The organism is Pelotomaculum sp. FP (genome assembly GCF_004369245.1).
GTDB lineage: Bacteria > Bacillota > Desulfotomaculia > Desulfotomaculales > Pelotomaculaceae > Pelotomaculum_C > Pelotomaculum_C schinkii.
Genome location: NZ_QFGB01000018.1, coordinates 22,580 through 47,195 on the forward strand (window position 1 = coordinate 22,580; position 24,616 = coordinate 47,195).

General features: G+C 48.7%; 22 protein-coding genes and 3 riboswitches. Of the genes, 3 read left to right on the plus strand and 19 right to left on the minus strand.

Going from position 1 to position 24,616, the window contains the following annotated elements:
* Positions 1-32 precede the first annotated feature (32 nt).
* From Psfp_RS09160 to Psfp_RS09175, 4 genes are all read right to left on the minus strand, one after another.
* Complete coding sequence (locus Psfp_RS09160) at positions 33-764, minus strand: energy-coupling factor transporter transmembrane component T (protein ID WP_134218241.1); 732 nt, start codon at positions 762-764, stop codon at positions 33-35.
* Positions 765-776: 12 nt separating this feature from the next.
* A complete protein-coding gene (locus Psfp_RS09165) occupies positions 777-1,436 on the minus strand; it encodes an ABC transporter ATP-binding protein (protein WP_134218242.1) in 660 nt (219 codons plus the stop codon).
* 79 nt (positions 1,437-1,515) lie between these two features.
* Positions 1,516-2,235 (minus strand): ABC transporter ATP-binding protein, encoded by a 720-nt coding sequence (locus tag Psfp_RS09170; protein WP_134218243.1) that lies wholly within the window; start codon positions 2,233-2,235, stop codon positions 1,516-1,518.
* A 50-nt stretch (positions 2,236-2,285) separates the two neighbouring features.
* Positions 2,286-2,852, minus strand: coding sequence for an ECF transporter S component (locus Psfp_RS09175; protein ID WP_134218278.1), 567 nt, complete (start codon positions 2,850-2,852; stop codon positions 2,286-2,288).
* Positions 2,853-2,864: 12 nt separating this feature from the next.
* On the opposite strand from Psfp_RS09175, the gene Psfp_RS21295 reads away from it, so the two are divergent.
* A complete protein-coding gene (locus tag Psfp_RS21295) occupies positions 2,865-3,089 on the plus strand; it encodes a hypothetical protein (RefSeq protein ID WP_153189515.1) in 225 nt (74 codons plus the stop codon).
* A 212-nt stretch (positions 3,090-3,301) separates the two neighbouring features.
* On the opposite strand, the gene Psfp_RS09180 is transcribed toward Psfp_RS21295, so the two are convergent.
* The 6 genes from Psfp_RS09180 to Psfp_RS09205 all read right to left on the minus strand — a co-directional run bounded on the left by Psfp_RS09180 (position 3,302) and on the right by Psfp_RS09205 (position 12,409).
* The gene (locus Psfp_RS09180; protein WP_134218244.1) at positions 3,302-3,517 is read right to left on the minus strand and encodes a hypothetical protein; all 216 of its coding nucleotides are present in this window, start codon (positions 3,515-3,517) and stop codon (positions 3,302-3,304) included.
* A gap of 86 nt (positions 3,518-3,603) precedes the next feature.
* Positions 3,604-3,724, minus strand: a riboswitch (molybdenum cofactor riboswitch).
* 109 nt (positions 3,725-3,833) lie between these two features.
* Positions 3,834-4,646, minus strand: coding sequence for a substrate-binding domain-containing protein (locus Psfp_RS09185; protein ID WP_243120560.1), 813 nt, complete (start codon positions 4,644-4,646; stop codon positions 3,834-3,836).
* A gap of 314 nt (positions 4,647-4,960) precedes the next feature.
* Entirely contained in the window at positions 4,961-5,983 is a 1,023-nt protein-coding gene (locus Psfp_RS09190; RefSeq protein ID WP_243120557.1) for a substrate-binding domain-containing protein, read from the minus strand.
* Positions 5,955-6,075: riboswitch (molybdenum cofactor riboswitch) on the minus strand. It overlaps the preceding gene by 29 nt.
* Positions 6,076-6,543: 468 nt before the next feature.
* Complete coding sequence (locus Psfp_RS09195) at positions 6,544-8,853, minus strand: pyridine nucleotide-disulfide oxidoreductase/dicluster-binding protein (RefSeq protein WP_134218245.1); 2,310 nt, start codon at positions 8,851-8,853, stop codon at positions 6,544-6,546.
* 246 nt (positions 8,854-9,099) lie between these two features.
* The gene (locus Psfp_RS09200; RefSeq protein ID WP_134218246.1) at positions 9,100-11,829 is read right to left on the minus strand and encodes a molybdopterin-dependent aldehyde oxidoreductase; all 2,730 of its coding nucleotides are present in this window, start codon (positions 11,827-11,829) and stop codon (positions 9,100-9,102) included.
* Positions 11,830-11,965: 136 nt separating this feature from the next.
* Positions 11,966-12,409, minus strand: a complete 444-nt coding sequence (locus tag Psfp_RS09205) for a 4Fe-4S dicluster domain-containing protein (RefSeq protein ID WP_134218247.1) — start codon at positions 12,407-12,409, stop codon at positions 11,966-11,968.
* Positions 12,410-12,976: 567 nt separating this feature from the next.
* Positions 12,977-13,094: riboswitch (molybdenum cofactor riboswitch) on the minus strand.
* A gap of 598 nt (positions 13,095-13,692) precedes the next feature.
* Here Psfp_RS09205 and Psfp_RS09210 point away from each other — a divergent pair.
* Together Psfp_RS09210 and Psfp_RS09215 are read left to right on the plus strand one after the other, a co-directional pair.
* On the plus strand, positions 13,693-13,899 hold the full coding sequence (locus Psfp_RS09210; protein WP_134218248.1) for a DVU_1557 family redox protein: 207 nt from the start codon (positions 13,693-13,695) through the stop codon (positions 13,897-13,899).
* Positions 13,900-13,917: 18 nt separating this feature from the next.
* The gene (locus tag Psfp_RS09215) at positions 13,918-14,370 is read left to right on the plus strand and encodes a DVU_1555 family C-GCAxxG-C-C protein (protein WP_134218249.1); all 453 of its coding nucleotides are present in this window, start codon (positions 13,918-13,920) and stop codon (positions 14,368-14,370) included.
* A gap of 138 nt (positions 14,371-14,508) precedes the next feature.
* On the opposite strand, the gene Psfp_RS09220 is transcribed toward Psfp_RS09215, so the two are convergent.
* Genes Psfp_RS09220 through Psfp_RS09260 form a run of 9 tightly spaced genes read right to left on the minus strand, consistent with a single transcriptional unit; the run spans position 14,509 to position 24,260 of the window.
* The gene (locus tag Psfp_RS09220; protein WP_134218250.1) at positions 14,509-14,988 is read right to left on the minus strand and encodes a hydrogenase 3 maturation endopeptidase HyCI; all 480 of its coding nucleotides are present in this window, start codon (positions 14,986-14,988) and stop codon (positions 14,509-14,511) included.
* Positions 14,969-15,460, minus strand: coding sequence for an NADH-quinone oxidoreductase subunit B family protein (locus Psfp_RS09225; protein WP_134218251.1), 492 nt, complete (start codon positions 15,458-15,460; stop codon positions 14,969-14,971). The genes Psfp_RS09220 and Psfp_RS09225 overlap by 20 nt, the downstream gene beginning before the upstream one ends.
* Before the next feature lie 4 nt (positions 15,461-15,464).
* Positions 15,465-16,985, minus strand: coding sequence for a proton-conducting transporter membrane subunit (locus Psfp_RS09230; protein WP_134218252.1), 1,521 nt, complete (start codon positions 16,983-16,985; stop codon positions 15,465-15,467).
* An 11-nt stretch (positions 16,986-16,996) separates the two neighbouring features.
* Complete coding sequence (locus Psfp_RS09235) at positions 16,997-17,668, minus strand: NADH-quinone oxidoreductase subunit K (RefSeq protein WP_192895349.1); 672 nt, start codon at positions 17,666-17,668, stop codon at positions 16,997-16,999.
* Positions 17,661-18,191 (minus strand): 4Fe-4S dicluster domain-containing protein, encoded by a 531-nt coding sequence (locus tag Psfp_RS09240; protein WP_134218254.1) that lies wholly within the window; start codon positions 18,189-18,191, stop codon positions 17,661-17,663. The genes Psfp_RS09235 and Psfp_RS09240 overlap by 8 nt, the downstream gene beginning before the upstream one ends.
* Before the next feature lie 13 nt (positions 18,192-18,204).
* Positions 18,205-19,110: an NADH-quinone oxidoreductase subunit H gene (locus Psfp_RS09245; protein WP_190239826.1), complete on the minus strand. Its 906-nt coding sequence runs from the start codon at positions 19,108-19,110 to the stop codon at positions 18,205-18,207.
* A complete protein-coding gene (locus Psfp_RS09250; protein ID WP_134218256.1) occupies positions 19,103-20,788 on the minus strand; it encodes an NADH-quinone oxidoreductase subunit C in 1,686 nt (561 codons plus the stop codon). Before Psfp_RS09250 ends, Psfp_RS09245 begins: the two co-directional genes overlap by 8 nt.
* A gap of 2 nt (positions 20,789-20,790) precedes the next feature.
* On the minus strand, positions 20,791-22,800 hold the full coding sequence (locus Psfp_RS09255) for a proton-conducting transporter membrane subunit (RefSeq protein ID WP_134218257.1): 2,010 nt from the start codon (positions 22,798-22,800) through the stop codon (positions 20,791-20,793).
* 5 nt (positions 22,801-22,805) lie between these two features.
* Positions 22,806-24,260, minus strand: a complete 1,455-nt coding sequence (locus Psfp_RS09260) for a hydrogenase 4 subunit D (protein ID WP_134218258.1) — start codon at positions 24,258-24,260, stop codon at positions 22,806-22,808.
* Between the last annotated feature and the right edge of the window lie 356 nt (positions 24,261-24,616).

Consider the following 24,616-nt stretch of genomic DNA (forward strand, 5'->3'; position numbering starts at 1 on the left):
GGCCGGAGCTTATTACAGCTATCCGACAGCCTTTAATAAAGGAAATCCTGCGCCAGCACCGCGATCGTTGCTATAACAAAGAAACCCATTACCACATAGTCTGCGACTCTGTACTGTAAAAGGCGCAGGTAAGTCCGCCGCCGGTATACTCTAAACGCCCTCGCTTCCATAGTGATAGCCAGCTGGTAGGCCTTGAGCATCACGCTGGAGAGCAGGGGAGCAAAGAGATGCGTGTAAAATTTTATCTTGTGCCTCCATGGTATTCTTTGCAGGTCAACCCCCCGGAGCTGCATCGCCACGAGAGTGTCTTTGATTTCTTCTATAAAAACAGGCAGGAAGCGAAGCGCCACCAGGACCATAAAAGCTATTTCGTAAGGGATTTTTAACTGCACCAGGGCAAGGACATAGTCTTTGGAGTTGCTGGTCAGGATGATCATGGCCGAACTGAAAAAAGTAAGCAGCCTGAATAAAATAGAAAGAGAGGAATGAATACCGTTGGTCGTAAGGATATTAACGCCCTGAAAAGAAAGCATCACTTCACCGCCTGCTGTAAAAACGCTTTGAATTATCAGCATCAATAGGAGCAAAGGCAGCAATTTTTTAAACCGCATAACCATACGGAAAAAATTGATACGCATCAGTAATAAAACGACCAGCGTAAAAACGAACAATAAAAGCAACGGCCGGGGTTCATTAAGAAAAACAGCCAGCGTTGAAAGACAAATAATAATCACTATTTTGGTCCTGGGGTCAAGGCCGGTCATGCTGTATATCCCCTATTCTTCGATGAACTGTCCGTCCCGGAGCCCGATTAACCGGGTGGCGTACCTGTTTATAAATTTTTGATCATGGCTGATGAGCACGACTCCCCTGCCGGCGCCGAGCACCTTATCCAGGTAATCACCCAGTACTTTTTTGCGATAGGGATCCAGGCCCGTTGTCGGTTCATCAAGCAACAGTAACCCGGGCTCCAGCGCAAAGACGGCTGCGAGAGCCAGACGTCTTTTTTCCCCGGCGCTGAGGCTAAGGGGATAAGCTTGCGCGTGCCGGGTCAATTCAAAGTAGTCCATCACCTCTCTGACTTTTTGCGCCGCCTGGTCCGGCGGCAAACCCAGATTACGCACACCGAAGTCAATCTCTTCCTCCACTGTCTCACAGAACAACTGTTTATCAGGGTTTTGAAAAACATACCCGATTTGGCGGCCGATTTGGGCCAGAGTCAGGGAGGTCAATAACTGTCCGTTTAATTTGATCCGTCCTTTTGTCGGAGTCAATATCCCTGTAAGTAGTTTTGAAAAGGTCGTTTTACCGCTGCCGTTCGCTCCGGTAATCGCGGTAACACCTTTATTAAAGATGCTTAAATTGATCTCTCGTAAAACGGGCCTGCTTTGGCCAGGATAACAAAAAGAAACATTTTCCAACTCTATATAAGCCATTAGACCAGCCTCGGCTATGCTGAAAATACATACGGACTAGGCAACGCAATCAGCCTGGTTTCTAAGCTTTACAGGCAAATTAGCACCGGAGCATAGATTCCCATTCACCCACTACAGTTACAGCCCTATCATCCTCGATCAGGCGCCCGTCTTCCAACACCAGCACACGGTCCGCGATGGAGACTGTTTCCGGATCATGCTCAACAATTAAGATTGTTTTACCACGCCGGCGCAAGTCAGCCAGGATGCCGTTGATTCTCTTTTTGCCTGCCGGGTCCAGTTGAGCCATTACTTCGTCAAGCACAAGAATGGCGGGATCCAGCGCTAAAACCGCTCCCATGGCGACCAGGTGTTTCTGCCCCCCGGACAAGTGGCTTGGGTTTGCTTTCCTTAAGGCGCTTATGCCTAAAGTATCCAGTACTTGACTTACCCGCATGCCTACCTCTTCCGCCGGCAGGCACAGGTTTTCCGGAGCAAAAGCGATTTCATCCTCCACAGTTGGTGCGAATAGCTGCGTGTCGGGCTCCTGAAAAACCAGACCCACCTCAAGCGCCAGTTGCGCAACTCTGTATTCTCTGGTATCCTTTCCGTTTACCAGTACCTGCCCGGTCAGCTCGCCTCCCAGATAATGGGGGATAATACCACCAAGACACAGACACAGGGTACTCTTGCCGCAGCCGCTCAATCCAATCAAGGCCACGATCTCCCCCGGAGCGACTTTAAAACTGATGTTTTTCAGTATTTGCCCTCCTGCCGCTTGATATCTGTAACTGAGCCGGTCGACCACGATGGCGTCCACATCAGTTTGCCTCCAATGAACTTATGTACTTTACAGGATAGCCACATGGTTCATACGTCTTTACCATCCCCATGACAACCTTTTCCCCACGTTCTATGTTTATTAACTACTTGTATTACTTTATAAGCAATAATACCACCCAGCCCCCCTGATAAGGCCGATACGGCCAGAGCAAGCGTCAGCGGCACAAAAGGCAGCCGGAAATATATTATGTTTACCATAGACGAGCCTGAGACATTGGCTACCAAACCTGCCAGGAAGGCGCAGGGCAGGCAGCATACCCTGTGTTTAATCAAATACAGGATCAGGTCGACGGCAAGGCCGGGCAAAGTGTAACTAAGCAAGGTCATGGCTCCATGTGAACCGAAAACCCCCGTTCCGAACACCAGCAACGCCTGCACAACCCCTATCAAAGCGGCCGCGCCGGGTTTGCCCACTATGCCCGCCCCCAGGACAATCCACAACATGTAAAAGCCGCCCGCCACAACCCCGCCGGGAATCAACAGCGGCCCGGTGATGATATGGCTAAGAGGTACAATAAGGGGTTTGCTGGCGATACCCAGCGCGGATATCATGGCAATGATTATTAAGTCGAATACCGAAAATTTATCAAGCATTTTCTGCAATATTTGCAAAACCTATCATGCGCCTCCGTCAGCAGGGATGAACACGAAAGCCGGCCTGCCCCCCTGGAGATGCTCCGCCTGGTATGGCCTTTCCTGATTGGCCGTACTTTGCCCGGGACCTACACCATCGGGGCATTTCCAATAACACCCGGATTAAAAGATTACGCTCCTTTGGGAAACACCCCGCCAGGGGATCCTGCCTTTAAGTTACTCAAAAGCTTTCTTTAAGATACCTGCTGCCGGGGAAGATAAACCATTCCTCCCCCGGTATTCTTCACCGTCCCAATTACCCAAGGACTGCCGGATTAGAATTGATATCATTATAGCTATGAGTTTGTTGTTAGCATTCCGCTTATCAGCGCAAGCGGATCTTTGAGCCAAAAAACAATAAAGATTATGATAAATAGAACTATTACCCGAAAAACAACCACATCTTTTAATCACTGCTCTTTGGGTACACCCGACCCGACTATTTCATAACCACCAGTCCCGGTGAATTCAATTTGGTTAGTCAAATCATCAGTGAATGACACTTGGCTGTCCGAACCGACAATGACGCCCCCGGTACCCGACGGCTGCTCATACCGCGCTGCGGTCCCATCACAAACAATGCTGTAGATAATTCGGACAAATGTTGCATTGGCCCAAGTTTTCATTTCCTGCCGGCGCCGCTTAAAGCATGGGGATCCGGCTCAAATAAGAAAAATACCGGACAGCCTGCGAAAAACAAGCTGTCCGGCGTCAAGGCCATCCCAGTTCTCCTTTTCGCAATGGAAGGCGCAATAGTTTTCCAGCGCACCCAAACGACCGTCAGCCCTAGCTGTGACGCTTTAGGCAAAGCCAGCTCGGAGATTCATTTCAGAGATTTATTTCAGAGATTTATTTCAGAGATTTATTTCAGAGATTTATTTCAGATCGTACTTGCATTGCCAGGTTTTAATTCTCTGTCGCCGCGTCGGCGACCGGTTTACGTTACTTACCGAGATCCTCTACTTTTTTGCCGGAGTCAGGGGTGAATAGCGCCTGACCGTATTGATCTTTGCCAAATTCACCGATGGTCTTCTGGGTATCGGGGTCGACCATGAAATCAACAAATGCTTTTGCTCCATCCTTGTTGACAGTACTGAATTTTTCCGGGTTAACCTGCATCACATGGTAGATGTTCAGGAGCGACGCATCCCCTTCCGACAGGATTTCAAGGTTGATATTTTTCTTTTGGGCCAGGTATGTCGCCCGGTCGGTCAGAGTGTAGGCCTGCTTTTCATTGGCGATGTTTAAGGTCTGCCCCATCCCGGCGCCGCTCTGCTGGTACCAGTTGCCCTCCGGAGTGATTTTGACTTCCGCCCAGATTGCTTTTTCTTTACTGTGGGTGCCTGAATTGTCTCCTCTCGAAACGAAAACAGCCTTATTCTCCGCTATTTTTTTAAAGGCGTCGCCTGCTTTAGTCCCTTTGATACCGGCAGGGTCCCCAGCGGGGCCGATGATGATGAAGTCGTTATGCATCACGAGCTGGTAGTTTACAACTGCGCCACTGTCCACAATCTTTTTCTCGGCCGCGGGAGAGTGCACCAGGAGGACGTCGGCCTCTCCCTTTTCACCCATGGTGATAGCGGCGCCGCTGCCTACAGAGACAGTTTTAACGTTATATCCGGTCTTCTGTTCAAAAATCGGGATCAGCGCGTCTAAGAGCCCGCTGTCCTGGGTGCTGGTGGTGGTGGCGAGGATCACATCTTTCACTTGCGGTTTGCCGCACCCTGCGAAAACGACCAAAAGCATTGTTACCATGAGGATCATAAGGGGCGCTAAAAAGTTCTTTTTACTCAAAGTTAGTCCTCCTCCAAATATTTTACTTGAAATAACGTACTGAGTTGTCTTTATAAATGTAGGTGCGAATTCATTCGCACAAATGCAACATTGACTGCCATAAGTGCGGCGCTGGCGCGCCGTGTGCGATTGAAATCGCACCTCGCTGAGCTTTTATTCTCGCTGATACCAAAAAACGAAACTGCGAACTACATTTTCATATTAGTGTTTAATTTATTTATTGACCCAATAGGAATGCAGTATATACCTACGCCATACGACCTATGACTTACGACCTACTTGGGCAGGTTTTTCCCCTCGGTGGAATTGGGGAAAAACAATGGCTCACCGTATTTATCCTTGCCGAAATCCCTGATGATCGTCTGTCCCTCGATTGATGTGCAAAAATCAATAAACTGCTGGGCCAACTCGTCTTTAACTTCCGGGAACTTCTGGGCGTTGACGGGGATCAGGGAAATGTAGTTAAGCAGGGCCTCGTCTTTTTCCACCAGCACTTTCAATTTGACCTGGTCTTTCACGGTCAGGTATGTAGCCCGATCGATAATAGTATAAGCGTTCTGCTCATCGGTATACTTTAAGGTCTTGACGTTGCCTTCCGAACCTTTTTCATATACGTGGTACCAGTCGCCCGCCGGCTTCAGCCCGGCAGCCTTCCACTGGGCCTTTTCCGCAACATCCGTACCGGAGTTGTCCCCGCGACTAATAAAAAGGGATTTTGTATCCATAATTTTCTTCAGCGCCTCAGCCGGTGTTTTTAGTCCCTTGATTTGAGCCGGATCCGATTCCGGCCCGACAATTACAAAATCGTTGTACATCAGGTCAATGCGCTTGGTCCCGTATCCGTCGGCAACAAACTTTTCCTCCAGATCCTTGGCATGCACCATTACGACATCAAAATTGCCGCTTTTCGCCATTTCCAGGGCAGCGCCCGTACCGGCGCCCACATGTCTGACCCGTATCCCGGTCTTTTTCTCAAAACTCTCTTCCAGCGCCGCCACAATCCCGGCGTCAATCGGACCAATGGTGGAGGCCAGCAGGATTTGGCCGGCGACAGCCGGCGCTGGCGGCGCAGTCGCTTGCTGTTTAGCGCAGCCGGATAGTACAAACAAGAGAACCGTAAGAATAACAATAGCCAGGGAAACCATTTTAACTTTGTCCTGCAACGTAATTCCCTCCATAATTTGTTTGCCAATCGTCACTACAACCGGATTTACCACCTCCAAAAATAAAAATGCCGGACAGCTTGCGAAAAATAAAGCCGGCCCGGCGTCAGCGCCATTGCAGTCTCCTTTTCGCATTGGAAGGCACGACGGTTTCCCGTCACACCCTAACGGCCGGCAGTCATAGCTATAATGCCTTAGGCAAATCCGGCTCGGAGATTTTAAGTTTTAAAGTACTATATTTTAAACTATGTTTTAGGCTTTTTATGTTTTCTTGGCATTAACAGCCTTTTCCACATAATTTCTACTAAAAACCCCAAAGTCCTGCTAAATTTTTAAAATAGCTGCAAGCAATAAAATAATAGTACTCTTCAAATAATTATAGGTTATATTGAAAATAAAGGTGAAATATACCCCACGACTTGATAAAACATTGCAATAATTGACATTAAAATGCTACACATCAAATAAATGATATACGTTAAAACATTAAACATAAAATAAATACACTAAACATGAAATTCAGTTATCAGTAGAAACCCTGATCCAAGCCTATTTTGATAGCTGAGCAAGCTCATTTGAACCTTCCTTTTTACTGTGACAACTGCTTCAGGAACATCGTCCGATACAAAAGCGCCAAGATGGCCTTTATACCGCGGACACCATATACACTTTCAAGATTGAAGCGGGTTCATTTTCTATTCTTTTTTCACTTCCATTCTGTGACTGTAAACTGTGACTACTTGAATTGCCCCGTCTTTTTCAATATAGCGTACCCAATAGGTAACATTTCCAATTCGCTGATTGGCTAAGAAACTTGAATCTTCGGGATTAAAAAACCGTTCGCCGGATTCCTGCGCATGTTTTATGACTTTTTCAATGTCTTCCAGAAGAATATACCGTTCGTCCATAATGCGCCATACTTCGCTAGGAATGATTAAATCCTCCATTTTGGTTAATTCCGCCTCCGACTCTTCATTCCATAATTCTCTTAGCAATTTCTTTTTAAGCTGCGCTCTGTTTGCATGTCTTTGTGAAAGATTCGGCATTTTTTTATGCGCTATCTCATCCAAATTCTCCCCAAAAATCAGGTCCAGAATATGATAGGTGCTTTTACCGCCCTCCACAAACAAATCCTTGCATATAGCGCAGTAAACCAAAAAATCTTCATTACTTTCGTTTATTCGGTCTATCACAAAGTCATTTGTCTGTTCACGGTTCGCAAAATAGACAAGTCCGCCGTATCCGCAGCATTTTGTTTTTTCTTTTGCATATTTCAGTTCCTTTATTTCATAACCAAGCTTTACCGCGATATTTCTCAGACTTTCGTGAATATTTTTATTATGCCTTGTAGAGCAGGCATCATGGACATTCAAAATATGGTTCTTCCCATTTTGGGCGGTTTCCGGAAGTCCATAACGTTCAAAGATTTCCCACAAAGATATAAAAGGTATCTCCGGAAGATATTTTTCAAAGATGCCGCAGCAGCTTGAGCACGCCAGAATAAAAGTAGGTTTGCCCATTTCAGCCCATGCGTCTCTTAATCTTTCAATACTATTCTTCATCAAATCCTGTCTACCCGCCCAGTCGGCGGGGGCGCCGCAGCAGCCAAGCATTATTCCAACGCCTTCTTTTATCCTGGATAAAAGGTACTTATAAGCTTTTTCGACATACTCCGGATAGGACGCTGAAAGCTGGCATCCGGGATAAAACAGATAGTCTGCCTGTTCTGTACCTGATTCATCCCCTTTAAAAAGAGATTGCGCGTATTTTGGCGATGGAGACTTAACCAGGAAAAAGTGGCTGCTGTTGCTGAACTCCATATCCTGCAGCGCAAAATCATGTGCAGAAGGAGGCATTTTGCCCTTTTCTACCATACTTTCCCTGGTCTCCTGTATTATATCCTTCATGTTGATGCCCACATGACATTGTTCACCGCACAAACCGCACATTGTACAAGAATTTATCATCTTATTTGCGTACCGTGTACCCAGGATTACATTTTCGTTATGATTAATTTGCCTTGTATAATTTTTCGGACCAATATTGAACTTCTTCATATGACTGCACGAATCAATGCATTTTGTGCACCTGCATTTAAAGCATCGTCCGGCTTCATTTACAGCCTCATCTTCGCTGTATACGTCAGTGGTCCTTACAACCGGCGCTGCAGGTTCAATATCATCCACTTCATATTTAAGAGGTGTTTCAAATGCCCCCTCCCTTTCCCTTGCAGCCGTCATGGAAAGTCTCTTAACGTATCTTTCTACGGAAGCTGCAGCTCTTCTGCCTGAACTTACCGATAAAATAGTAGAGCCATTTTTATATAACAGTCTTCCCCCCGCAAATAGGGATGAATACTGTACTTGAAAAGTCTCAGGATTAATTTGCAGATTCTCATTCCATTCGCCCGTGCCAAGGAAAACCGCATTGTTCTCGTTAATAATCTCTTTTAATTCTTTTTGGCTGATACGTCTGTTAAAAATTACCTCAATATCTAACTTGCTGAATATTTGAAGCTCTTCTTCTATAATAGCCTTTTCAAGGTTTGCACCTTCGTAATCCCATAATCTACCGCCTAGTTTATCCGACTTTTCATAAATTGTGACCTTAAAACCTTTTCTGTCAAGTTCCAATGCGGCCGAAATCCCGCTTAAACCTCCTCCAATCACAGCAACCTTGCCAGCATTCTTAGGAATGGGCAGTGCTTTTTTAGGGGGTGTGTACCCATGCTTTACTGCTGCCTTCTCAAGCTCCGATATCCTTATCGCTCCACCGGCAGCCTCTCTCACACATGCACTTTCACAAGGATGGTCGCAAATCATGCCAAGCACTCTTGTAAAAGGCATTCGTTTCTCCAATATTTTATAAGCTTTATTAAAATTGCCTTTTCCCATCTCCGCCACAAATGCTGCCACATCCATGTGAATAGGGCACCATGCCGTACAAGCTGCAGGTTCATCATAAATACACCTGTCACCCGTTTTCAGCAGCTTTTCATTGTCCATTGAGAATACCTCCATTATAATAAACGGATAAATCAATAACATCAAAACCCAAATTTTATTGGTTTACCCGTTTACAATTCGCTACGCTCCATACTTCTCAGGTGAAGCTTTTTATGAAATCTAGAAATTGCAAGGCTTTGAAGCGAACTTTCCTGGATTATTAAAATATGGAATTGGAGTTTTTCCATATACTCCAATTCCATATTTATTAGTTTAGTTTACTAACATGTAATATATCAACTAACTTTAAAGGTTTTTCAAGCCCTCCAGAACCTTTTCCGGATATGCCGGCAGCTTAGTTATACGTACTCCGGTGGCATTGTAAATTGCATTGACAATCGCTGCATGCGGAGCTGAGAGAGGCATTTCTCCAGCGCCTGCCGCACCATAATAGCTAAGTGGTCTTGGAGTCTCCTGGTGAATAAGAACTATATTGTCAGGAACATCCTTAATTTCCGGGATCCCACAGCCTATAAGGGTCGTATGCTTTTTCAAATCTTCAAAGTCTTCGCTAAGCGCAAGACCTATTCCCTGTGCCAGACCACCATAAAGCTGACCTTCAAGTACCAATTTATTAATTATCGTACCGCAGTCCGATACCATAGTTAGTTTATCAACTTTAGTTTTGCCTGTTGTAGTATCAACCTCAACTTCTGCTAAAAGTACACCATACATGTAGATTGGGAATGGATTTCCTTGCCCTGTAGCTACATCACATGCAGTACATGGTGCAGTCCATTTTCCAGCATATTTTACCGGCAGTTTTTTATTAATCATTTCATTGTATGTTCTGAAAGTACCATCCGGTTTTCTCAGAGCATCCAAGAGATTTCTACATGCAACTGTTGTAGCATTACCTGTAAAAACGTTTGAACGGCTTCCACCTGCAGCTCCGCTGTCCGGTGTATATCTCATATCATTCATAACCAGTTTTATTTGTTCAAGCTTTATTCCCAATGGCCTTAATGTTTCATATGCAAAGCTCAGTGTTCCCATATCTGCGCCCTGGCCATGGTCTTCCCATGAATTTCCTACTGTAACTCCCTCTGGTGTTATCTCTGCCCATGCTTCCGAGGAATCTGCACCGTCAAGTCCGCAGCCATACTCAAGCAGTGATACGCCTACGCCATATTTGATATCTCCACTTCGTGCATTCTTGGCTGCAGCATTTTTCTTAGCCTCCTGGTAAAGAGGTCTTATTTTATCAATTGCCTGTGGGAAAGCAATTACATCAGGTTTACAACCAGTTGGTGTGGTATCGCCTTCTCTATATACATTTATATATCTTAACTCTAATGGATCCATTCCAATTTTTTCTGCCAGTTCATCCATCAATACTTCTGATGAGAACAAGCTTTGCGGTGAACCATAACCTCTGAAAGCCGAGCCCCATGCATGGTTTGTAGCAACTGTTCTACCTTCGCCTCTGATATTTGGGATATTGTAACCGGCGCCAATGAACTGGTGGCCTCTCATTGTAAGAAGATCACCAAATTCCATGTATGGACCATGGTCTACCGTCCAGTCTGATTCCATAGCAACAAGTTTTCCATCCTTATTAGCTCCCAGCTTGAGATTGATAAAGAATGGTGATCTTTTTCCTGTATAAGTTATCTGCTGGAACATGTTGAATTCGAGGTATACAGGTCTCTTTGTAACAAGTGCAGCAACACCAAGCAGACCTTCCATTGTCGGACTGAATTTATATCCAAAAGTTCCTCCTGCATTATTCTGTACAATAAATAATTTTTCTAAAGGAATTCCAATACCTTCTGCAACCATCAAAGCATGACAATGGATAGCTACACTCTTTGAATGAACCATTAAATTTCCTTTTTCATCAAGGTATGCAAACCCCACATCCGGCTCAAGAGGAAGGTGCGGCTGTCTTCCAACATAAAAATCATCCTCAACCACATGTGGCAGGCTTTTCATTAAAGGTGCGGTGTCGTTACCTTTAGCTATCTGGGTTTCGAAATATACATTTGGAGTACCGGGATGTATTTCAATTGCATCTGCAGCCATAGCTGCAGGCGCGCTCAGATATGCCGGCAGTTCTTCCAATTCAACCTTAACTTTTGCTGCTGCCCGTTCTGCCTGGTAAGGAGTATCTGCAAGGACCATAGCAACGGCGTCCCCAAACTGGAATACCTTCTTATCATTAAGAATTGGTCTTTCTTTACCGTCCCCTTTGTTCTGTGGAAACGCCAGACCATTGATTCTGTTTGTTCCAGGAACGTCCTTATAGGTTAAAACCTTGAATACTCCCGGCATTTTCTCAGCTTCTGAAGTATCTATGGAAAGAATATTTGCATGAGACACTGTCGCTTGTACAAGCTTGATATGCAGAGTATTTTTAGGAAGTTCTTTTATTTCCAAATCTGCTCCAAAATCCCAGGTTCCTGTAACTTTTGCAGCAGCGGATGGACGGATTACTTTTGACCCAAGTATACTGTCGCCGTCCTTCAGTTTAAACCACAAATTTTCTTTTTGAATTTCACCTCTCATTAGCCTGGCAGCATCCATAACTGCATCCACTAATGGTTTGTATCCTGTACATCTGCAGAGGTTTCTGTTTTTCTGGAACCAATCTCTTACATCTTCTCTAGTAGGATTTGGGTTTTGATCCAACAAAGCTTTAGCAGAAACAATAAATCCTGGAGTACAGAAACCGCACTGTGCTGATCCGTGAACCATCCAAGCAAGCTGAAGCGGGTGCAGGTTATCTTTTGTGCCTACGCCTTCGATTGTAATAATCTGAGCATTATCCGGTATTCTTTCCATTGTATAGAGACAAGACCTCACAGGCATACCGTCCCATATAACCGTACATGCACCGCATTCTCCTTCCCCACCACAGCCAACCTTGGTTCCTGTGAGCAAGAGTTGATTTCTTAATACACTTGCGAGGGATTCTTCATGATCCACCGTGAGATGTTTTTTAACTCCATTTATTAATAAGGTTTTTTTAATCATGTGATTTTCTCCTTTTTTATTCTTTACTATTTAGAAACTACCTACCTGAACCTAATCTATACTTGTACTGCAGCATTGTCCGTAGCTGCATCTTAATACTCTTATAATATCTTTCCTATTCAGCCATTTATTAATTTTACGCCTCTTCAAACAGATCTATAAATTTTGATGCAATTGCCCTTTTCTTGTTTATATTGGAGATGGTACCATCTACATACTCTATTGCTCTTGTAGGACAGTATTTTGCGCATGCGGGATTACAGTCGCACAGATTGCACTTCATTATTTTCTTTTGACTGAAGCTGTAGTGAATATTTCCCATAGGGCAAGCGCTAATACACATTTTGCATCCAATACACTTATTCGGATCTACTACAACCGCGTCGTTTTCATCTCTCGAAATAGCCCTATTGGGACACACCTTCATACACGCAGCATCTTCACACTGCATACACATTACAGGTACTGAAGCTCTCACTTCTTCAAAAGTAATCACATTTACAGCAGAATTTGAGCAAACCGCCTCACAGGTTTTGCAGTTATTACATTTCTTGGGAGAAATCAGTAAAATTTTGCTCATGATACCCTGGTTACCGCACTTGCGATACCAGTTGCACCTCCTTAAATTCAATTAGTTAATTTTGTTGTTGGCCTTTAGAACTGCTTTCAACGACTTGACCTTACATGATAAGCAGACAGTATCCTCTCGCCGGCTATAACGGCGTTGTCGTTGAGCTTTTTGTCTTCCTCGTAAAATCGCCCCACCCGCCTCGAACGTGGCGGTTTAAGATATGGTATATGCCGACCCAATCGATCTGGTTCTTTTCAATCAACGAACTAATGCCGCGTGTCATAACGACTTGCCCAAGATTAAACATTACTTCACCTCCTTTATAAGCTTGCAGACGCATATTCACTCACCCTCTCCCTTGTCCTCGTTGCGATTATTGATTTTGGATAATGTTTCAAGGTATTTCAATGTTTGTAGTTAACCGGCCCTCCCCTCCTAATCGGGTGTGAAGTTAGATTACTCATAATCTCCCACACCGGTATTATCCCCTAAATAAAAACGCCGGATTGGCCAAGGGCACACTCCGGCATTATGTTAATATTGCTGAAACCCTAAAGGGTATAGTCCAGCAATTACATGCTTTGCAGCCAATCCCCTTTCCGCCATGGGAGGTTTACCCGTTTCCAGATAAGCCCTATGGACCTGGCGCCATAGTTTTAACCGTAGGTCGCCAGGTTCGGAGATACTTATTAAATTTTTTCTTAAACATATCTAAGGCAATTTACGTGCCAATTATTTTTTAATATCACCTTAAACTTCATATAATTGTGTTATGCAGACAGAAGTCATGACCACTGGTGAAAAATATTTGAGCAAAATTCGTGCCAACAAAAAAACCCCGTAAAAGCACGGGATATTCTGAATATAATTAATGTATTTTAAGAATAGTTCCGTTATAGAACAGAAATTATCGTAATTATGTGTTACAAATAGGAACACTACTCTGTTTCAGAGTATTTAATTCCGTAACTCCGGGCACAAAGAAATTATCATAATAATTTGTTTCAAACAGGAACACTGCTCTGTTTCGGAATATTTTTGTATAGTTTTGGAAATACGCAATTACTCTTCTTTTTTCATACATTTCGCGAAATTGGTCTTTATATAATCTATTGTCTGGTTTTCCATTACCCATATTAATTTCCTCAAATGGAAGTGTATTTAAAAAAATAAGTATTTTCGAATACCTCCGTACTTTACGGGGGGGTTTTTCGTTGGCGCAAATTTTGCTTATTCTATAGTTGTTAAAATCGTTTACAGCCACAGAATGGAAATAGTAAAGGAGTAGAGCAATGAAAGAGGAAAATGAACATAACATGCCGTGGATATGTGGTAAATGCGAGAAAAAATTGGTACTTCGAAAGGTAAAGGTATCCTACCTGGGAGGAAATTTTGAAGTGGATCTGATGAAGTGCCCTCAGTGTAATAATGTATTTATCGGAGAGGATCTGGCCCTGGGTAAGATGTTGGAGGTCGAAAAAGGACTGGAGGATAAATAATGTGAGGAGGGACAGAGCATGGATGATACGGCTTTTAAAATGTTTAAGCTATTCAATGGAGGTTATTGCTGTACTCAAATTATGTTGAAAATGGCACTGGATGAAGAAGAAAAGGAGAATGAAGATTTATTAAGAGCTTTAAATGGTTTCTGCATAGGTATTGGCAGTACTCCGAAGATATGCGGCGTGCTGACAGGGGGAATTGCGATCCTGGGCCTTTATGCAGGAAAAGGGAATAGCATTGAATATCCAAAACAAGGGTACTCCAGAATGGTTGATGAATTTACAGAATGGTTTGAATCAGAGTTTGGAAGCACGGAATGCAGTGATCTTATAGGTGTAATCAGCGTAACAGATTGGAATACCAATCAAGAATATGTATTAAAATGTGGTAATATACTGATAAAAAGTTATGAAAAGGTACAAGAAATACTTGGGAATCATGGTTTTGAATTCGGAAGCAGGGAATAAACGATTTATTCTTTTGGATTCAGGTATTTTCAGGGCAGATGGAAATTGGAAATTAGCCTGTAAAACAAAGAGGAAGGTTCTACTGGGTAAGCTCAGTTGGACCTTCCTCTTTCTAGACACTCCTCTATGATTACGGTTTCAATTTGTCACTACACCTTGGGCGGGCAAAACCTTCTTAAACAACTCTTCCAGATATCCAATAGTTTCAAAAACCTCAGTACTTAATATTTCACCAAAGCCGGTGGACCTGGGCTGAATGCCCAAGAGAAAAACGTCTGCGCCGGTTTCAGCCTGCAGGAAGCGCATAAATACATCCAAACCCAGCTGGTGCGAGCTTAAACTCTTACCCTTTATATCTTCAATCTCAATAATTGCCGCCGTCCCCGGTACCGCCCTCAGTTCAGCCGCGTCAATCAACACAATCGTATCGGGATGCCGGCCGGTAATCCGGCCCAGGTAGCTTTCGGGGACCTCGCCGGCGTCCAGGAGGTCCGCTTCCACTTTTCCTCCCAGCCGTTCAATCAATTCCGGGCCGGCAGCATCGTCACTGCGCAGGGTGTTGCCGATGCCCACCAGAAACACCCGCCCTTTGAGCCGCTCACTCAAGGTTTTCAGCATGCCCTGTTTCCCCCTCCTGGTAGAAATAGGGCTCCACTTTTTTATCCACCAGGCCTAAAGCCAGGGCGACGCCGTAAATGATCGCCTCCGGCCGGGGCGGGCAGCCGGGAATAAAGTAGTCCACCGGGAAGACCTTGTCCACGCCCCCGACCACGTTATAGCTGTCAAACCAGATGCCGCCGCCGATGGCGCACGAGCCGCAGGCAATCACCAGCTTGGGGTCCGGCACGGCTTCGTACAACCGCCTGAGGCGCGGCTCCACCTGCCGGGTGACCGGACCGGAAACCAGCAGGATATCGGCGTGGCGCGGCGAGGCGACCAGCTTCAAGCCAAACCGCTCAGCGTCATAGTACGGGGTAAAGACGTTGATTTCCTCAATATCACAGCCATTGCAGGCGCCTGCGTTGGCATGATAGACCCAGAGGGACTTTTTGAAGGATTTGGCAAACAAAGATTGAATACGTTCAAGCATTGTTTTAACCTCCTACCGCGATGTACATAATGGACTGCACCGCCGGTGCAATTAACTGGTTGACCAGATTCGGGGACAAACCGATGAGTACACTCAAAGCCGCCAGCGCCGCCATCATCCCCAGCATCGACCAGGGCAGTGCAACTGCCGGTTGATTTTGGGTGTTCTCGCAAGCTGCAGCCGGTTCCTCATGCTCATCCTCACGCTCCAGGAATACCTTGTAGGCAGCACGAACCAGGCAGGTGAGCGTAAGCAAGCTGGTGAAAACCGCCACGCCGGTAGCCCACCACATACCAGACTGGGCGGCGGCTAAAAAGATGGTAAACTTGCTCCAAAAGCCGTTCAACGGGGGCATGCCGCCGATGCCCAGAGCTCCAATAAAGAAACAGATTGCCGTTAAGGCGCTCTTGCCCTTTTGCCCCTTAAGCTCGGATATCAGAGTCGTCCCGGAGGTATAGACCAGCGCCCCGACACAGAGAAAGAGCATCGATTTTAATAGGGCATGGTTTAAAAAATGGTATAAGGCCCCGAAATACCCAAGTGACGATCCCAACCCCAGGCCCATCATCACGTAACCAATCTGGCTCACGCTGCTGAAGGCCAGCATCCGTTTCAAATCGTCCTGGGCAAAAGCGAACACAATCCCGGACAGCATGGTCACCATGCCCAGCGCCACCACCAGGAGCCCAATGCCGCTGTATTCCGGGTAAAAGATGGTCAGGACCCTGGCCAGGGCATAGGCCGCCACCTTGATGCCGACCGACAAAAACGCGGCAAAAGCGCTGGGCGCCTGGGAGTAGGCATCGGGAAGCCAGGAGTGAAACGGAACCAGGCCTGCCTTGGTGCCGAAGCCCACCACGAGAAAAGCCAACGCCAGGAGGGTCAGTTCTCTGGGAAATTTATCCACCACCGGGGCCAGGGCCGTAATGAGCATAGCCTGATGCCCCCCCAGGTACGGGGAAGCCGCGGCGTAAATCAAAACGCAGCCAAGCAAGGCAAAGGTGATGCCTACGGTGCAGAGCAGCAGGTATTTAAACCCAGCCTCTAAAGACTCGCGCTTCCAGTAAAAGGTCACCAGCAAGGCTGAAGCCAGCGTAGTGGCTTCCACCACCACGTACAGCATGATCAGGTTGTTCGTCAGCGACGCCCAGAGCATGGTGCACATAAACAGGGCGTCCAGGCTGAAGTAGAGCGGCAAACGCCCCACCGCGGTTTTTCCGGCGGCAACAGCGCCCCGCAAGGCCCGGTAGCTAAAGACAGTGGCGGCAAGCCCCACGATGCTGATCACCAGGACCACCAGGGCACTAAGCCCGTCCGCATAGAGCTGCCCGCTCCAGGCCGTCAATTTTTCCCCCTGGACAACCTGCCACACCAGAACCAGGACCAGTCCCAGGGTGATGGCGGCGCCCACAATGGCAGCCAGGCCGGCTGACTGCGGCCTTTTGCGCCCCATTAGAGCCTCCAAACCTGCGGCCAGAGCTGGTATTATAATGATAAGCCAGAGCAAAATCGAATTGCTCTCCATATTCTAACCTCCTAGCCCCATAGTTTTGCCATTTCACGAATATCCGACGAGCCCACCTGTTCATACATCCCTTTAATAATTATCAGGAGGATCCAGACAGACAGCACGACGTCGGTAACCACCCCGATCATGGCTGTTTCCGGCAACCCCGGGGCGAGGCTGACCAGGCTTAAGTGGACGGCGTTTTCAATCAGGCAGACCCCCATTACCGCCTTCAAGGTATCACGACGGGACAGCAGGGCGTAAAGACCGAAGGCCAAAATGGTAAAAGCAACGCTCAGGTTGGTTCCGTAGGGTTCCCCCGCCAGCTGCGGTACCGGCGCCAGCCAGGTCATGTGGCCGTCAACCAACCAGTAGAATCCCGCCAGTACAGCCACCCCGATCACCAGAGATATGCCAAAACCCAGCGCGTTAGGTGTTTCCATTGGCGCCATGCGTTTCAGGTAATGCCATAAAAGCAGTGGAATAATGCCGGCCTTACTGATCAGAACGGTGACGCTCCATAAATAAAGGGCATGGTTCGGCAAGAGCGTAGCGTAAGCAACAAGTATCGCCACCAAGAGCAGTCCCTGGACAAAGTAAGCCAAAGCCGCATATTTTAAGTGCCTTACTTCTACCACCAACAGTGAGGTTACCACGAGGGCCAGGCTTAAGCCCACGATTACAGAGTAATGTTCAGACATGCTCTGTTCCCTCCATTCCCAACAGGGATTTGGCCAGCCTGGTTTTCCGGCATTCAGGGCACCAGAACAGCCACTCCTGCGCCTGTTGACCAAACTCATCGCCGGTTAATTTTTCCACCGTTTTCTTCAACAGCCGCTCAGGGGTAAAGAACCGGCCGCACGAGGAGCATTTGGCCATTTTCAAACTTACCGTCACGGATAAATCCTCCTTTTTACCGGTAGCCAGTTCAAACCTGTTATTTAAGCGAATGGCCCCTTCCGGGCAAACATCCGCGCAGCGGGCGCAGTAAGTGCAGCGGCTGTAATCAAGCTTAAACACACGGGAAGCTCCGTCATCAACCAGAGTTATTGAGCGAGGTGGGCAAACGCCGGCACATGTCCCGCAGCCAAGACACCTCGTGCCGTCCACTTCAGGCTGGCCGCGAAAACCGTCCTTCGTTTCCAGCGGGACAAAGGGGTAAGGCATGGTCACCCGGCCCGCCCTAAGGCAAATCAGGGCCTCCTTCAACTTACTGATAAACAATTAGTCCGCCTCCTCACATGCCCATAAGGGCAAAGGCTAGTCCGATAAGAGCCAGGACCGCCACACCCTTGAAATAGTTGATCGCCTGGTCAATCTTAAGGCGCGGGTTAACCAGCTCGATTAATTCCACCAGCCCCACAACGATGAAAACTTTGACCAGGTTTATCAAAAGGTCCGCTACCAGGATGCCGGTTTTGGGTCCTGGCAGAAATACTTCGAGAAACAGCGATACATAGATGACCACCTTGGCGTAGATAGCCCATTTGAAGAGGGCCAGCTTCGGGCCGCTGTATTCCACAAAGGGTCCCTCCATGATTTCCGTTTCCGCCTCGGCCAGGTCAAAGGGAAGCTTGGCCAGTTCCGACTGCAGGGCCAGGAGTAAAGCCAGACCGGCTATTACCAGTGAAATACTCCAGCCGTGGGACACCGACCAGCCGGTAATATCTGCAAGGACCAGGGAGTTGGCCTTGATTCCGGCGGTGAAAAGGGTGATGAAGAGTACCGGCTCCACCGTTAAAACCAGCATCATCTCACGGCTGGCGCCCAGCATGGCGTACGGGCTGCCGCTCGACATGGCCCCCAGCATGATCGCGATACCGGGGATACTCAAAAGGTAGACCAGTAAAATCAGGTCCCCGCCAAACCCCAGGGGAGCCGGGCCGCCCATGGGAGTAAACAGGGCCGCGAGCAGCACCGCGCCCAGACAGACGACCGGCGTCAGCCGGAAAACCAGATCGCTCGTTACCTCCCGGTCTTCCTTGCTGAAAAGTTTGAACAGATCGTAATAAGTCTGTAGTAAGGGCGGACCCTGTCTGGAATGCACCACCGCCTTGATCCGGCGCATAAAACCGTCCAAAAGCGGGGCCAGCGCCAGTGCTGCTGCAAGGTTAAAGAGCGCAATGAAAATTATCTTAAGCACGGCTGTCACCATCCAGGCGTCCAGATTGGCAGGCTTCCATAAGCTCCGCCTTGGTGTATACTTTTAACCGGCGTGATTTTACGTCTACTGTCTCCAACCGTTCGGTGCAGGAGAAGCACGGGTCGATGCTGCCGATAATGATCGGGGCGTCAGCCACCGTCTGGTTGTTAAACATGACCGGCACCGCCTGCAGCTGCGGGTAGGTTGAAGCACGTACCCGCCACCGTTCCGGCCGGTCCGTTCCGGTTATGACATAATGACAGCACTCACCCCGGGGGGCCTCAACCACGGACACTCCTTCCCGACCAGGCGGCACCACCGGATCCTCGGCCATGATTGGCCCGTCGGGCATTTTTTCAAGCGCCTGCCGCACCAGGTCAATAGAGACGAACAGCTCGTCCAGCCGTACCAGCGTCCGATCCCAGGAGTCCCCGTTTTTGTATACCGGTACGGTCAACTGCAGATCCGGATAGGCGGCATAAGGGTGGTCCCGGCGGCTGTCTATATCAACCCCTGAAGCACGGGCAGTGGGACCTACCACGCATATTAAACGGGCGTCCTCAGCTGACAGGCATCCAACATTCTGCAAGCGCATCAACAGGGTGGTATCACCGGAAATGGCATCCACCACCTGACGGCTCTCGGCCTCGATTTTAGCCAGCACCTCTTTGATTTTTTGCTGCAGATCGACGGTGATATCCCTCCGTACGCCACCCACCAGGTTCATACCGTACGTTTTACGGTTGCCTGTAATTTGTTCCGTCAGCCACATTAACCGTTCCCGGATACGCCACGACTGCATCAGAACCGTGTCAAAACCGATAATATGCCCTGCCAGGCCCAACCACAAGAGGTGGCTGTGAATACGCTCCAGCTCCAGCATAATGGTGCGGATGTATTTAGCCCGGGCCGGCGCCTCAATTTCCGCCGCAGCCTCCACGGCCTGGCAGTAACAGCAGGAATGGACAAAGCCGCAGATGCCGCAAATACGTTCGGCGAGGAAGGGAACCCGGTTGTAGTCAAGCACTTTGTCAGCCAGCTTTTCGATCCCGCGGTGGCTGTAGAACCCCCGGTAGTCGCTGCCTACAATCCGCTCTCCTTCTACGAATAATCGAAAATAAGCGGGCTCCTCCAGGGTGGGGAAAAATGGTCCCACGGTCATCACAGAGGTATTTTCCGGCTTTTCTTTTAACTGCGGCCGTGCGTTTTCCACCTTTGGCGGTTGGTAATCAAACGGAAAATCCTGCCTCATCGGGTAAACTTCTTCCGGCCAGTCATCGGAGAGGACCAGCCGCCGCGGGTCGGGATGGTTTTCAGGCTGCACACCGATTAAGTCCCGGACCTCCCGCTCCGCCCAATCGGCCCCGGGTATAATGGGGGTAACCGACTCAATAACCGGATTGGCCGGGTCTACTTCCACCTTGATCACCAGCAGCAAATTATCACGGTCAAAAGAAAAGATATAAGATACCTCATATTTACCGGTTACCGGGGTCCGGTCGGTTCCAACAGTGGTGATCAGACGTGCACCCAGCTGGTTGAACACATAGTCAACTGAAGTGGACAGATCTTTCTCTGCGACAACAACAAACAGCTGTTTACCGGACCCGGAGGTTGTCAGTTTTACTTTACCCAGGCGTTCTATCAGCTTTAAGCTTAACTCTTCACGTGTCACCATACCTACCCCCTTATCACCAGGAATACTGCCGCCAGCACCACGACCAACCCCGCTACCTGCCACAAGAGGTACCATCGCGGCCCGCCGGTATGGATCCGGCTGATCCAGCGGCTGAATTTAACGAATTGATTGCCCAACGGCAAATAGAGACGATCCAGGTCCAGCCAGACTGCCAGGTTCGGCAATCGCAAAGACGGCCAGGGCCAACTGCGGTACAGGGCGGCGAAGTGTTCTCTAAACGGCAGGTAAAAACTGTCTGCCCGGTAGAGGACTTCTGCTTGGGGTTCCAATTCACCGCAGTTCCAAAGCTCTGCCGGTCGTACGGGAGCTGCAGCCAGCCGGTAAATCCCGTAAGCAACCAGGCATCCCACCGCCAGTCCGAAAAGTATGATCAGCGGCGCTACTTGCCCCAACACACCGGCTAGGTTGACTTTAACAGCGCCCCACGGGGCAAAAGCCAAAAGGCTGCTGTTCCCGGCCACTGCGGCCAGTGATGAACCGTCCAGGGAGCCTGCAGCCAGGGCCAGCGGCCAGGCCGGGATAATACCGAGGACCAGGCAACCTACAGCCAGGCAGCCTTCGGTACAACGCATGGACAAGGGGACATTATGCCCTTTCTCAAGCGAAGCCGGGAGCGGCCCCAAAAAGGCCGAGCCAAAAAACTTGATGTAGCCGGCCAGGCTCACCGTGCTGATAAAAACGGCCACCACACCGTACAGCATCAATACCGGCCAGGTTTTCCCGCCGGCCACTGCCGCCTGGTAGAGCATCCACTTGCTCATAAAGCCGTTTAAAGGCGGTACCCCGGCAATGGCCAGAGAACCCACCAGAGCCGCCGCGGTGGTCAGCGGAATGAGCTTAATCAGGCCGCTCACTTTATTGAGGTCGCGCTGGCCGCTGGTGTACTCGATTGAACCTGCGTTTAAAAACAACAGTGACTTGAAACAAGAGTCGTTGATCACGTGGTAAAGGGCGCCAACCATCCCCAAAAGGCTCAACCAGGGATTGGTGGCCAGAAACATAAAGCTTACACCTAAGCCCAGCCAGACGTAACCCATCTGTCCGATGGTGCTCTGGGCTACCAGGCGTTTAGCGTCTTTTTCACTCAAAGTCCTTAAGTTACCTACAATCATTGAAACCACACCGGCAGTTGCAATGACCAGTCCCCAGCTTGTAGTCATATCGGAGGCCGGCAGCATCCAGTAGGTAAGCCTTAATAGCCCGTATACCGCAACCTTGTTCATGACCCCTGAGAGCATGGCGCTGGTACCGGCGGGGGCCGCCGGGTGAGCCTCGGGAAACCAGAAGCCCAGGGGGTAAATACCGGCCTTGGTGGCAAAGCAAACCACCAGTAAGCCAATAATCACGTTTAACATCACCGGATTGGCGGTAGCCAGCTGGCGGTAAACTTCGGGCATGGCGGTAAAGGCCATGGAACCTGACCAGCCTCCAAACAGGATTACCACCAGGATCAGGCCCGCCGAAGTGACGTGAGTCACGAAAAAGTAAAGAAAGCCGGCCTCCAGGTTTTTCTTATTATCCCGCTGGTAGACTACCAGGAAATACGAGGTGAGCGTCATGAACTCCCAGAACAACAGAAAATAGAAAAGGTCGGCGACCGTCACTACCGCCATCATCCCCAGAATAAACAGGAGAAAAGGGAAGTAATAGCGGCGCGGGTCCTCTCTTTTGATATGCGGCAAATAGCCCTGGGTATACAACACCGAAGCTGTGCTTAAAGCCCCGATCATACCCAGAAATAACGCGCTCAGCCGGTCAATGGTAAACACGGGCACAGCGGGGAAACCGGCAATGGCCAGGCTGTCGATACTGGCGGTTACCGGGCCGTTCAGATAAACCTGCACGGAGACAAATACCGCCAGAATCCCCGCCGCAGCCATGGATGCAAGAGCCAGCGGGCCGGTTACCTCGTGCCGCCTGCTAATCAAGCACAGGAAGCTGCCCAGGAGAAGTATGGCAAAAGCCAGCCAGAGACAGGTCAACAGGTACATATACTTTAACCTCCCATAATCCCGGTAGTAATGGCCAGACCGAATACAGGCGATAAGAGGCTTAAGACCATCAGGACCAGGAGCGGAATCAGCATCACCAGCGGCGGGTCAACGGCATTAGCCGCAGCGGGAGAAGGCTCTCCAAAAAACACCCGGTGTATAACGATCAGGAACCATGCAAAACCGACCAGGCTTTCCACTATAGCCAGCAGACCCAGGGCCCAGCCCCAGGCGGAACCAAGCTGTATCGCCCCCGCTATGATATAGAACTTACTCCAGAAAATACCAAAAGGCGGCACACCACTGATGGACATCGCCCCAACAATAAATGCTGCTGTGGTTACGGGCATCTTTCTGCCCAGGCCGCTCAGTGACTTCATACTTCTCGTACCGGTAGCGCAGGAAACCGCCCCCACCGCCAAAAACAGAAGAGTTTTGGTAAAGGCGTGGTTAATGAGGTGCAATAGTCCCCCTTGAAGAGCCAGCGGGGAACCGACTACCCCCAGCGACAGGCCCAGGAACATGTAGCCCAGATGAGCTATGGTTGAGTAGGCCAGAAGGCGCTTGAGGTCGTCCTGAAAGAAGTACAGAATCAGTGCGAAGAACATGGTGGCCACGGCCAATCCGCCCATAAGGTAACCGACCGATACCGGTACCGCCTGGGAGGAAACAACGATCCGGGCGGTTAAATAGACACCGGCCTTGACCATTGCCGCGGCGTGCAGGTAGGCGCTGGCCGGGGTGGGCGCTTCCATGGCCGTCGGCAGCCAGGAGGAAAAGGGCAGCTGGGCCGCCTTGCCCCAGGCTCCGATTAAGAGAAAAATGACAGCTAAAAGGCGAAGATCAGGAGTCAACTGTCCCAGGGCGCTAAATTCAAAAGATCCCGTATTGGCGTACATGATTAAGAGGGCTGCGATAAAGAACAACCCGGCGCCAGCAGTAATAGCCAGGGCTTTGAAGCCGGCCCGGACCGCGATGGTGGTCCTTTTATGTGAGATCAGCCCCCAGGAACATATGGTGGTCAATTCCCAGAACACAAATATTTGAAAGAAATTGCGCGATAATACCAGACCGGTCATTGCGCCTACAAATAAAAGCGTGAAAAAATAATACCGGCCCTTTTCCGCCTGGGTGGGATGCTCCTTGTTAAACTCACTGTAGTAATCTGCCGAATACAGAACAATGAGAAAGCCCACCACGGTAATGGGAATCAGCAATAAACTGCTTAAGGGGTCAATCTGGATCCCAAAAAGCGGGACGGGCGCGTCTAACCAGGGCAGGTTGGCCAGCGGGTAATCGAGGCGCCGGCCGCCTGACTGGATAATGGCCCAGACCGCCGCCAACATGACTGCCCCTGCCGCGACAATGGCGGTTAAATCCGCCTTTCTCCGTTGTAACGGGGCAACTGCCAGCGCCCCGGCAAAAGGCATGAACAGCAATATTACAAGTAACGTAAGCACTGTTACTCTCCTTTTCCTTTTTACGTAAGAACTGGCTTATACTGCATTTCTTACCGGTCAGGCGTAAGGCGTAGGCTTATACTGATTTGTATCTGGTTCAGGCGTAGGGCGTAAGGTTATTACAAAAGGTGAGGGATGATCCCCAGCCATTTTTTTACGCTTTATGCCTTACGGCCTACGGCTATTTTTTAGCCTCCAGCCCGCAAGTTAAGCCTTTTCGAACGTACTTTTGTATTTCTTTGGCTTATATTTAGTCTAACTTGCTCCTTAAAGTTGTTTCGAAAGCCTCTGGGGTAAGTGGGCCGGAGGTTGTCCTCTCAGGGGTTGGAGGTGCCCCTCCGTCCCTAAATAATATT